The organism is Pseudomonas sp. MD195_PC81_125 (assembly GCF_014060985.1).
GTDB lineage: Bacteria > Pseudomonadota > Gammaproteobacteria > Pseudomonadales > Pseudomonadaceae > Aquipseudomonas > Aquipseudomonas parakoreensis.
In genome coordinates this window covers 1-11243 of the sequence record NZ_JABULD010000703.1, presented here as the reverse complement: position 1 = coordinate 11243, position 11243 = coordinate 1, and the positions used below count along the sequence as shown (strand labels likewise).

Sequence of the window (11243 nt, the reverse complement as noted above, 5' to 3'; positions counted from 1 at the left end):
ACAAGCACCCACACGAATTGCTTGATTCAGTTGTTAAAGAGCGGTTGGTTAAGATCTTTCGTCTCAACCGAGGCGCGCATTCTACAGCAGCCTCATTTGCTGTCAAGTGATTATTTTCAGAAGCTTTCGAAGAATTCTTCAACAACTTCAACCACTTGCGCTTCCGATCTCTCGTTAGCGGGAGGCGAATTCTACAGCGTTACACGCTGCTGTCAACACCTCTTTTTCACCGCTTTCGACCGAGAAGACCGAACCGTCAAAAGAGCCAAACATCACCGCTCCTTCAACTCCTTCCAGGCTTCGATGAACTGAAGCGATCTGCCGTCGAAAACTGCGTAACTCGTTGAATCTCAAGGAGTTTTCCGTTTCGACTGCGCCGGAAGTGGGGCGAATTATAGACCTCCAGAATCTGCCGTCAACCGTTAATTTCAGTTTTCTGTGTCCCTCAAAAAATTCCTTCTATATATAGACGCAACCGCCACGGATGCGCAGCATATAGTCCATCGCCCAAGACACCGCCTTCGGGTGACGCCTCACAATGACAGCCCATCTTCCTGGCTCCCGAATCCGCCCTACCCCCGCCCCCTTGCTTAATCCAGGCGAGACCGTGGTGTTGTTCGACGGCGTCTGCAAGCTATGCAACGGCTGGGCGCGTTTTCTGATTCGTCACGACAACAAGCAGCGGGTGCGCCTGGCGGCGGTGCAATCGCCAGAAGGTCAGGCATTGCTGGCATGGGCCGGTCTTCCGGTCGACGAGTTCGACACGATGGCGGTGATTCGCGACGAGCATTACTGGGTGCGCTCCGATGCGTTCTTCGAAGTCATTGCACAACTGCCGGCTCGTTGGTCGCCGGTCAGGCTTCTGCGAGTTTTCCCACGAGTACTCAGAGATTGGGCCTAGACCGCGTGGCATCGAATCGTTATCGGATTTTTGGCAAGTACGACACCTGCCTGTTGCCCGACCCCGATCACGAACGTCGCTTTCTCAAGTCGCCAATGTGAATGCTCCGCTACAGCATCAACTGCAGCCACTGCCCCGGCGTCATCTTCGTATACGTAGCACTTTTGCCATCACCGAAACGCTTAAACCATGTCCCCCAGCGATGCAACCCGGCGGCCCAGACCCTGTGGTCACGCACCAACCCATTACCTCATGCACTTGACCATTGCGCAGTTGGCGGATCGGCTTGCCCGCATAAACCAGCCCCCCCTCGATCGTCGACAACCCCGGCGTTTTCGCTGACGAGGAAATGCCGTGCTCGATCGAGTCGATGCGTTTGAAGTGATGGCGCTGCTCATCGATGATCGCCGACGACCGCGTCGGCACCGAACTGCAACCACTAAGGATGGCGACACCGGCCTCTCTCGCTCGGGCATCGAGTACGCCGATGCCATTGACGAACGTCCGGCAGTCCGCCAGATCGCAATAGTTGACGCCCGCCTCGATGCAGCTTTCGGCCACCGCATAGGATTGCAAAGTTTCCATACCCGCCAACCACCAACACCCTGAGTGCCATCAACGCTTCCCTGAACAATTCAACAACTGCCCCGTAACCGGGTTCGGCGCAGCTTCCCTGATATCACGGGCCAGGCAAGACAGCGTCGGTAGAGTCAGCGCCGTATCGTCCAGATCGATTCCAGTCACCGGGATAACATGCAGCACTGGCGATGCCATATCGACTTGTACGATGTCTTATCACAGGGTATTACTACGTCTCCTCAACAAAAATAAAACCACGGAGATCGCTACATGGACTCATTCCTGTCCGCCAAGCCTGAAAGCCTTGATCAAACGAAAGGCAATACCCGCCGCAGTTTCCTGAAAAAGTCGCTCGCTGTTTCCGCCACGCTCGCCACCGTCGGCAGCGCCGCACTGCCCCGCTTCTCCGATGCCGCCGAACCTTTGAGTCAGCGCTACCCTGATCCACTGATTCACATCCTCGACGACAGCTTCCTGGATCTGCGTATTTTCAACGCCAGTGTTGAAAAACTCGCCACCGGCATGCGCTGGGCCGAAGGACCGGTGTGGGTCGGTGATGGCCGGTATCTGTTGGTCAGTGACATCCCCAATAATCGCATCATGCGCTGGGACGAAATCACCGACTCCTTCACGGTGTACCGCGAACATTCAAACTTCTCCAACGGCATGTGCCGGGATCGCCAAGGGCGACTGATCGTTTGCGAAGGCTCCACCACCACTAGCGAAGGGCGCCGCATCACGCGCACCGAACACAATGGCACGAGCACCGTGCTGGCTGACAGTTTCGACGGCAAGCCCTTCAACTCGCCCAACGACATCGTCTGCAAAAGTGACGGCTCGATCTGGTTCACCGACCCGCCATTCCAGACCGGCAATAACTACGAAGGCCACAAAGTCACCCCGACCCAATCCCACGCCGTGTACCGCATCGACGGTGAGAGCCAAAAAGTCACTCGGGTAATCGACGACCTCAACGGTCCCAACGGCCTGTGCTTTTCTCCCGATGAAAAGACCCTGTATGTCGTCGAAGGTCGCGCCAAGCCCAATCGCCTGATCTGGGCGATTGCGGTGAAAGACGACGGCACCCTGGGCGAACGCCGCAAGCACATCGAAGGCTTGGACTATGCCGCGATTGACGGCATCAAATGCGACGAAGCGGGCAACCTGTGGTGTGGCTGGGGCGGCAATGGTGATCCCAAGGCCGACCTGGAAAAACTCGACGGTGTGCGCGTTTTCAATTTGCAGGGCAAGGCCATCGGGCACATTTCGCTGCCAGAGCGCTGCCCGAACCTGTGCTTCGGCGGACGCGAAGGCAATCGACTGTTCATGGCCAGCAGTCACTCGATCTACTCGTTGTTTGTAAATACACGTGGGACTACGTTTGCGTTGTAAAAACGACGCCGGTCTAGCGATGGTCCTTGAATATTGAAACAAGATCCTGCCGCGCATCCGAGGCTGCGCGGTGACGATCCTTGTCGCTGAATTATCGTTCGATAGCATGCCGCCCTGTATCGACGGCGCCGCCCAAGGGAGAAGTCAGAGTGCCTCGCCCTTGGCTATGTAATACGCGTTGACGAACGTTGCCGTATGCTGCAAGGCCTGACGTATGTCCGGTTTAACTATTCCATGCCTGTTGGCAAACCGCTCGACCGCCGCGGTGTTGAAACGAGTGGTCTGGATAAAGTCCAAGGCTTCGGGTTTTGTATTCAAAAACCACGCGACCGGAGGAATATTCAGTAGCCACTTCAGCAGTCGGAGTGAAATGTGATGTTTGGGAGACTTCAAGCCCAAAGGTTTAGCCACCTGTGCCAGGAGTTCTCGCAGATTTGGCGTTTGATCATCAAGCGCCAGCAGTTCCTCGCCCACCATGGCAGGATCAAAAGCACAAACAGCCGCCAGTTCGACCAGATAATCCACGGTGACCAGTGGCAGCCAGTGCTCGGCGGTACCGGGCACTGCAGTCATCTTGCCCTGCACCAGATTGCGTATCAGCGCCACCAGCGGCTGACCGTCAACGATATGCCCGGTGCGGCTGTGGCCACAGACCGTCGCAGGGTGGACAACGGTCATCTCACCACCCTTGGCGGACATGACCTGCTGGGTCGCAAAATGCGCTTCGAGCTTGCTTGCCTCGTAACCACCGACACGCCGGTAGACGGCGGGCCAGTTCGTCAACTCCGGCTGACGAGGATCAATGCCGATGCGTTGCAGATGTTCATGATTGTTCAGCATGTAGCCGCCGATCATCACTAAACGGCTTTTTTGCTCAGCCGCCAACAGCGCCACACGCTTTGCCCCCTGCACATTCACCGCGCGAGAACGCTCCACCGAAAGACCCCATGCGAAGTGGGCGCCCAGATGGAATATGACGCTGGCGCCCCTCATCACCTCCTGATCAGCCAGGCTCAGCCCGAGATTGTCCTGTTCCAGATCGCCAGCCACGGCAAATACCCGTGTCGCGCACCCGCCTAAACTATCAACTTGCTCGCGCAACGCAGCCAGCCGCTCCGGGCGACGCATCAGCACCCGAAGGGTGTGACCTTTTGCACTCAGTTTCGCCAGCAAATGTTGACCGATAAAGCCGGTACCCCCCGTGACAAAGCACTCCACGCTCATTTCCCTGCTCCTTGTTGAAGGTGAGAAATCCAGCGTAAAGTATCGACCCAACTCTACAGTCAAGCGGTGTTTTCATGAAAATCGGCGAACTCGAGGCTCGCAGCGGCGCCAGCCGTCATACCTTGCGTTACTACGAGCAGATCGGCCTGATCTCACCGCTGCGGCAAACCAACAATTATCGTGTCTACACCGAGCAAACCCTGCAGGATCTGGACTTTATCCAGCGCGCGCAAAGCATGGGATTTTCCCTGGGGGAAATAGGCGAGATTCTGGATGCGCAGCGCAACAAGCTGATCGATTGTGCTGACGGCGCGAAGCTGATTGAAAAGAAGATGGCCGAAATCAAACAGAAAATTGCCAACCTCCAAAGCATTCATCGGTACCTGGATATAGAGCGTGCGGCCCTCGAAGCGAGTGCTGCCAGGCAACTTGAGCTTCAACAGTTGAGCGACGCTGCCAATCATTGAACCTACGGCAAATGCCGTGGGGAGACTCCTGCGCAAAGTGTTCTGCCTGCAACATCCTGCGCCACAACGGTGTGCCGCTGGGCAAGGCGGATTATGTGCAGCACATGTTTGCGTATTTAAGGAAGTAATTGCAGCGAGAGCTTCGGGTCAATCAGGATTGAGCCGGAGTTTTTGCAGAAGAAACGCCAGTGACTCCACCGCCCCGTGATAACTCCGCGTTGATCGCTGCGCATCCCATGACATGGCATCGTCCACACAGAAATCGCCAACGCATTCCATGCTCAGATCCTCCTCGAGCAGTCCGAGCGGAATCCACACGTAAGGCGATTCGCGAAGCGGGTTGGGCACGGTCGAGCCGCATTGTGCGCAGAAGTCGTTTCTGTAGCCGCTGGGTTTGACCCAACTGTTAATCAAGTCCTGCCCTGCATCCCAGCGAAAGTCCCGAGCGTTGACCAGAGTGGCGAGGTTGAACCCGACACCGGTTTGCTTGCGACACAACGAGCAGTGGCAGCGATAGAAAAAGCGCGGTTCCACTGAGAGGGAAAAGCGTACTGCCGCGCAAAGACACTGCCCTGTTGTCATGGGGACCTCCTTGGAAAAACGATTGATCAGGCGCTGGCGTCAGGTTTAGAAACAAGCGCGCCGGCAGAACCTCAGGTTACAGACAGAATTTATTGCGCCAAGCGTTGACAGAGATTTGAATGGAATCGTCTATCGAGATGGCAATCCCTCCTTTTGCGCTCAAAGCCTAAATCAGCTTTTCGACCAAAACCGTGTCCGCCTTGATAGACATATCGCCAAAATCGCCCTCGAGAGATAGAACGTTTTCAACAAAGCTGATCCCTTCCAGCTCTCCGAGGACGCGAGAATTTTGAATGTGCAGAGCACCGAGACTGATGGGCAACTCTGCGCCATCGATATTCCACGCCGTCAGTTTGCATCGGCATCCGTCCTTCAGGCTGACGACCATTTCGAAACAGCGATGTGCCTGATCCAACGTGAACGATAAAACGTCGCTACTTTCGAGCGCTTGTACATCCATACTGAGCTTCTTATGTTTAAAAGCGCATTCTAACGATCTGCGAGGCCCCGGCCATGACTCAGATAAAAAAACCCGAAGACGCTCCCGCCGCATTCCAGGCAGTCTGGAACGCTCACGACATGGCGGCACTCGGAGCTCTGTTCGATCCGCAAGCGACGTTCGTCAATCGTTTCGGCCACTTTGTTCGGGGCGTCGAGCAGATCGTTGCGCTGCACGTGCCCATTCACCAGACGATCTATCGTGACTCCACTCTTGAGAATGAACTGATCGATATCGACCCTGTTGCTGACGGGGTGGCGATCATTCACTTCTGGAGTCGTTTGTCGGCCGGTGCTGCGCATCCGGCCGGAGCGCATGTGGTCGATACGCTGATTCTCGCGGTGCTGATCAGGCAGAACGAGGCTTGGCGCATCAGAGCGCTGGAGAATGTGACCCTGACCAACCCGCGCACAGGTGACGCCACCCTGCGTGATTAGCGGTAATCCGTTTCAGCGCACCGCAAAAGGTTTTTCGCTGCATGCTGCATCCGTTTCACCCCCTGCTCCGTACATTCAACACCCTCATTCGAAGGGTCGAAGAATCAAGGAGACGCACCATGCACATGCTCATCAAACGCCTTACTGTCGCTTGCTTCACTCTGCTCTGCCTCGGCGCTGGATCCAGCTTTGCCGCCGATACCGTGATGGTTGGCGGAGCGGCCATGTATCCAACGAAGACCATCGTCGAGAACGCAGTCAACTCCAAGGATCACACGACCCTGGTCGCTGCGGTCAAGGCCGCCGGGCTGGTGGATACGCTCAACAGCAAGGGACCGTTCACGGTCTTCGCCCCCACCAACGAAGCCTTCGCAAAACTGCCCGCCGGCACGGTCGATACCTTGGTCAAGCCTGAACACAAGGCGGACCTGACGAAGATCCTGACTTACCACGTCGTGGCCGGCACTCACACTGCCAAACAGCTGATGGACGACGCCAAAATGCACGGCGGCAAAGTGATGCTGAAAACCGTCGAGGGCGAATCGCTGACTGTCATGCTACATGATGGCAAGTTGTGGGTGCAGGACGCCAAAGGTGGTAAGGCCGCCGTTACCATCGCGGACGTCATGCAATCCAATGGCGTGATTCATGTGGTCGATACGGTGCTGATGCCGAACTGACCGGTTGACGTGGGCGGGCTCTCGTCAGAGCGTCCGCCAACGTCACGATTGAAGTGCCTTGCGACTCACGCCGAACGCTTTTCCACCCAGCGTCGATATTGCCGAGTACGAAACGCCATGCCGATCTGCTGCAGAATCAGCGCGCGCAACGGTGACACGTTCGGCTCGGGCTTTTTCGCCCGACTGAGTTTACCCAGCTGAAACTTCACCACCGCCATGTTCGCCAGGGCGGCAACGGCCTTGTTTTTCCAAGTGATCGGCGGTAATTGCGGGGCGTTGTCCTTGCCCTGCTGCCAGTCGCGCGGCAGGTGCGGATCGATGGCCAACGCGGTGCCGATGCCGACCATGTCCACACCACTGTGCACGACGCTTTCGGCAACCGGACGACGGCGGATGCCCCCCGTGACCATCACCGGCATTTTCGCAACGGTCTGGATATCCCGGGCAAACTCGACGAAATAGGCCTCACGAGCCAACGTGCGACCATCGCGCGCCTCACCCTGCATGGCCGGGACTTCGTAGCTGCCACCGGACAGTTCCACCAGATCCACGCCCAGATCGTTGAGCAACTCAACGACCTTTTTCGCGTCGTCAGCGGTGAATCCGCCGCGCTGGAAATCGGCAGAATTGAGTTTGACCGCTACGGCAAACTCTGCAGAAACCACGGCCCTGACTGCCTTGACGATCTCGACCAACAACCGCGCGCGGTTCTGCAGAGAGCCGCCCCACTCGTCCGTCCTTTGATTGGTCAGTGGCGAGAGAAACTGGCTCAACAGATAGCCGTGGGCGGCGTGGATTTCCACCCCAGTGAAGCCGGCCTGTTCACCGAGGCGTGCGGTGCGCGCAAAGCGCTGGATGACGTCCTCAATCACACTGGCGGTCATGGCGTGGGGCGTGGCGAAACGCTTGGACAGTTTGCCCAGGTCCAGCGGCACCGCTGATGGCGCCCAGGTTTTCTGCCCGAGGTTGGACTGCATCTGGCGCCCCGGATGATTGATCTGCAACCAGAACTGGGCACCGGCAGAACGGCCGATCCGCGCCCAGCGCTTGAACTTGTCGAGTTGCTGATCATCCTGCAGCACCACGCCGCCCGGCCCGGTCATGGCGCGGCCGTCGACCATCACGTTGCCGGTGATGATCAGCCCGGCACCACCGTCGGCCCACGCCTGATACAGACGCATCAGCTCTGCGGAGGGCGCCTGGTCGGCGTCCGCCATGTTTTCTTCCATGGCGGCTTTGGCGATGCGGTTCTTGATGGTTGAACCGTTGGGTAAGGTCAGGGGGTCGAACACATTCATGGAGCAGTCCTCAACTGGAGATGAGGCCACCATAAGATTGAAGTCAACTTTAAGGTCAATGACTTTTTTCAAGGTCATTCAATGTTGATTTCGCTCGACCCTGGCAAGTGCGTCACTAGATCCGCGCCCAACAACCGCGCAGGTGTGTAGGCACCGCCGGGTGGTGTTGTCCGCAACAGATAGCCGACCACCGCCAACGCAGCGTCGATCGTCAGGCTGTAAACGTTCGCGGTTTGCACGCGGGCGACTTTGCTTTCACCGCGCGCATTGCGGGCCTCGCCCCACACATAGGTGCCTTGGTCAGCACGTTTTGCCTGATCCGGACCGGTCACTGTCTTGCCGATGCGCGCCTTGAGCAGCCGCTGCACAAACGACAGTCCCAGCAACGGACGAATCCAGTTGGCGAGCCTGGCGCCGCGAATCATCCCCGCCGATCCCGGTATGAACACCTCGATATTGGCGATGCCGGTGGTGTGCCAGGCGGTGGACACATCGCCCCACGGGATGGTCATCGCCAGCTTCTCCCCGGCACCGAAATCGATACGCCGTACCCGATAGGCCAGCGGCACGGAAACAATCTTGCCGTCACGTCGGACCTTGCCACCCTGCGCCAGGCCTTCGATTGAAGTCTTGGCAGTGCCGGGTGAAAAGCTCGAACGTGAATCGAAGCCCAGCGCCAGATGCGTCGCATCCGGCAGCGCGTCTTTCAGGGCGGCGGCAACGCAGTCGGTCGGGACTACATCGAAGCCGACGCCGGGGCAAATGACTGACCCTGCTGCCCGCGCCCGCTCATTCAGGGACTGCGCATGTTCGAATACGGCAATCTCGCCAGTGATGTCCAGATAGTGCGCGCCGGCCCGCAGGCAGGCCTCGATCATCGGCGCGGCGGTCGCGGAAAACGGCCCCGCGCAATGCAGAATCAAACCGTGGCCCTTGATCTGCGCCAGCAACCGCGCAGGGTCGTCCAGACCGAACACCCGGGCTTCGAGACCCAGTTCCCGGGCCAACGCTTCGACCTTGTCGCGGCTACGTCCGGCCAACACCGGCCTGAGTCCACGCCTGACGGCATCGCGAGCGATCAGTTCGCCGGTATAGCCGTTGGCGCCATAAATCATCCATTTCATCGGTGTATCCGGTTGGTCTTGCTGACTCATGTCTGGCTCCTGAGTGGATTGATGACCGGCGTTATTGCCTTGCCCAATCAGCTTCAGACGCTAGCGTTAAAGTCAGGTTGAGGGTCAAGCAAAAGTCCGATGGCATCAGCACAAATTATTCGCAGCAGCGGGGTTGACCTTAAAGTGAGGTTTAAGGTGAGCATGCGCTGACCTGCTTGCTCGATGGAGCCCGGAAGATGCTCAAGACCCTTGTTTCCTCTGCCCTGTTATTGATAGGTGGTGCTTTCATGACGTTTGCAAATGCTGAGTCGGCGGCTGCCAGGGATCGCCAGATCCTGGTGATCATGACCAATCACGCCAGCTATCCCTCGCGATCCGATACCACCGGCTTGTGGCTGACCGAGTTGACCCACTTCACCGATGTGGTGGAAGCCGCCGGCTACACCACCGTGTTTGCCAGCCCCAACGGCGGCGCGGTGCCTTTGGACGAACGCAGTCTGGGCTGGTTGTACATGGACAAGGCTGCGCGGGCGCATCTGCAGTCTCCGGCCTTCCGCGCTCGCCTGGCCAATACGCTGCCGATCGCCGAGGTCGATCCGTCCCGCTTCGGCGTCATCTACTTCACCGGGGGCCATGGCGTCATGTGGGACTTTCCCGACAACCCTGACCTGCGCCGTGTCGCCGAAACCATCTACAACCAGGGCGGCATCGTGTCGGCCGTTTGCCATGGCGTGGCGGGGCTGCTGGATCTGAAAGACAGCCAAGGCCAGTTGATCATCAAGGGTCGAAACATCACCGGGTTCTCCGACCGCGAAGAGCTGCTCTCGGGCATGAAAAATCAGGTGCCGTTCTTTCTTGAGGACCGCCTGGTGAGCCAGGGCGCACGCTACCGCAAGGGCTGGCTGCCGTTCACTTCGTTTGCCATTACCGATGGAAGACTGGTGACCGGCCAGAACCCTCAATCGCCCAAGGCCGTGGCTGAAGCCGTGATGGCGGTGCTCAGCGCCGGCGAACGAACGCGCTGAATCTTTTTGTAGTGCCTACCCACCGGAGAAAGTCCGATTGAAAGTCGCGAGCGCCGTTTTAACAGGATTGCTGATCACCACTTTTGCCAACGCTGCGTTGGCGGAGACACCTGAAATGCCCGATCTGACCGAGACCACCACCATCGACATTGCCGGCCATTCAGTCCCCGTCGTCAAGGGTGGCCTGTATGACCGCTTTCGCTCCAATCCGCCGTTGTCGGTGATTGCGGCCGAAGTCCCGGGCGTTGATTTGAGCTGGTTCAAGGGCCTGGCGAAGAACAAGGTCGACATTGGTTTTGAGTCGTTTTCGCCCAATTTCTACTATCAGAACAGTCGTGTCACGGCGATCTACACAGCCGACCTCGACCGGCTCCGGGCGTTGATGCCGCCGGAAATACTGGCCACCGTGCAGCCGTTGCAAGTCTGGCCAGGACGTGGCTTGATCGCGTTTACTGCGTACACCTACGAGCATTGCGATAACGATGCCTATAACGAAGTAGCCGTGTCGATCATTACCAACAAACCCGGCAAAACCAACCTGGGACCGCTCACGTTGATTGGCCAGTCGATGTCAGAAGATTTCTGGGGTTATGTGCTCAAGTTGCCGGTCAATACCGAGCTGGCACGGGTGCGCGGAGTGGTCGGTTACAACCTGCCGAAGTGGCTGACCGGCATTGATCGCAAAGAAAACGGGCAATCCGTGATCTATGAGATCAGTGACAGCCAGACCGGCAAACCGGACGTGTCCTTCACCGCGAAGAAGCTCGACAAACTGTCGCGCGATGAGGATATCGTCACCAGCAGTTTCACCAACCTCGATCACCAGGGCCAACTGGCCTATGGCTACGCGGTGTCGCGCCAGCTCAGCCACGGTTCCAGCCGGGACGCGGATACCGCCACGCTGACGCTGGGCGATGGCAGCCTTTCTAATTATCTGCGCGACTTGAAGCTGGGGAAAATGCTCAAGTACGAATATGTCCCTGAGTTCCAGAGTGCGCTCTATGCGCCAAAACCGCTTGCCACGCTGGTTGGCAAGCGCTGAAA

Annotated in this window: 11 protein-coding genes and 3 pseudogenes; 8 read left to right on the top strand and 6 right to left on the bottom strand. The window is 57.8% G+C overall.

What is annotated here, in order from left to right; genetic code table 11:
* The first annotated feature begins 607 nt into the window (after positions 1-607).
* A pseudogene (locus HT737_RS27565) lies at positions 608-1002 on the top strand (thiol-disulfide oxidoreductase DCC family protein).
* Between the two features lie 50 nt (positions 1003-1052).
* On the opposite strand, the pseudogene HT737_RS27560 reads toward HT737_RS27565, so the two are convergent.
* Positions 1053-1474 (bottom strand): annotated as a pseudogene (locus HT737_RS27560) (saccharopine dehydrogenase); the annotation flags it as partial.
* Between the two features lie 276 nt (positions 1475-1750).
* Between HT737_RS27560 and HT737_RS27555 the strand changes: the two are divergent.
* Complete coding sequence (locus HT737_RS27555) at positions 1751-2872, top strand: SMP-30/gluconolactonase/LRE family protein (protein ID WP_182404412.1); 1122 nt, start codon at positions 1751-1753, stop codon at positions 2870-2872.
* A gap of 144 nt (positions 2873-3016) precedes the next feature.
* Here the strand turns inward: HT737_RS27555 and HT737_RS27550 are convergent, their stop codons facing one another.
* Positions 3017-4096, bottom strand: coding sequence for an SDR family oxidoreductase (locus tag HT737_RS27550; RefSeq protein ID WP_182404411.1), 1080 nt, complete (start codon positions 4094-4096; stop codon positions 3017-3019).
* A 74-nt stretch (positions 4097-4170) separates the two neighbouring features.
* Here HT737_RS27550 and HT737_RS27545 point away from each other — a divergent pair, with 74 nt between their 5' ends.
* Both HT737_RS27545 and HT737_RS32035 read left to right on the top strand, forming a co-directional pair.
* Entirely contained in the window at positions 4171-4563 is a 393-nt protein-coding gene (locus HT737_RS27545) for a MerR family transcriptional regulator (RefSeq protein WP_182404410.1), read from the top strand.
* A gap of 41 nt (positions 4564-4604) precedes the next feature.
* Positions 4605-4691: pseudogene (locus HT737_RS32035) on the top strand (DUF1993 family protein); the annotation flags it as partial.
* Between the two features lie 19 nt (positions 4692-4710).
* Here the strand turns inward: HT737_RS32035 and HT737_RS27540 are convergent.
* A complete protein-coding gene (locus HT737_RS27540) occupies positions 4711-5145 on the bottom strand; it encodes a GFA family protein (RefSeq protein ID WP_182404409.1) in 435 nt (144 codons plus the stop codon).
* 166 nt (positions 5146-5311) lie between these two features.
* Positions 5312-5605 (bottom strand): hypothetical protein, encoded by a 294-nt coding sequence (locus HT737_RS27535; protein WP_182404408.1) that lies wholly within the window; start codon positions 5603-5605, stop codon positions 5312-5314.
* A 53-nt stretch (positions 5606-5658) separates the two neighbouring features.
* Between HT737_RS27535 and HT737_RS27530 the strand changes: the two genes are divergently transcribed.
* A complete protein-coding gene (locus tag HT737_RS27530; RefSeq protein WP_182404407.1) occupies positions 5659-6081 on the top strand; it encodes an SgcJ/EcaC family oxidoreductase in 423 nt (140 codons plus the stop codon).
* A 119-nt stretch (positions 6082-6200) separates the two neighbouring features.
* A complete protein-coding gene (locus HT737_RS27525; protein ID WP_182404406.1) occupies positions 6201-6761 on the top strand; it encodes a fasciclin domain-containing protein in 561 nt (186 codons plus the stop codon).
* Positions 6762-6826: 65 nt separating this feature from the next.
* Here the strand turns inward: HT737_RS27525 and HT737_RS27520 are convergent, their stop codons facing one another.
* Together HT737_RS27520 and HT737_RS27515 are read right to left on the bottom strand one after the other, a co-directional pair.
* Positions 6827-8059 carry an NADH:flavin oxidoreductase/NADH oxidase family protein gene (locus HT737_RS27520; protein ID WP_182404405.1) on the bottom strand — a complete coding sequence of 411 codons (1233 nt, stop codon included), beginning with the start codon at positions 8057-8059 and terminating at the stop codon, positions 6827-6829.
* Between the two features lie 74 nt (positions 8060-8133).
* Positions 8134-9213, bottom strand: coding sequence for a trans-acting enoyl reductase family protein (locus tag HT737_RS27515; protein ID WP_182404404.1), 1080 nt, complete (start codon positions 9211-9213; stop codon positions 8134-8136).
* Between the two features lie 248 nt (positions 9214-9461).
* Between HT737_RS27515 and HT737_RS27510 the strand changes: the two genes are divergently transcribed.
* Together HT737_RS27510 and HT737_RS27505 are read left to right on the top strand one after the other, a co-directional pair.
* On the top strand, positions 9462-10199 hold the full coding sequence (locus tag HT737_RS27510; protein WP_182404403.1) for a type 1 glutamine amidotransferase domain-containing protein: 738 nt from the start codon (positions 9462-9464) through the stop codon (positions 10197-10199).
* 37 nt (positions 10200-10236) lie between these two features.
* A complete protein-coding gene (locus HT737_RS27505) occupies positions 10237-11241 on the top strand; it encodes an acetoacetate decarboxylase (ADC) (RefSeq protein ID WP_182404402.1) in 1005 nt (334 codons plus the stop codon).
* Positions 11242-11243: the final 2 nt, after the last annotated feature.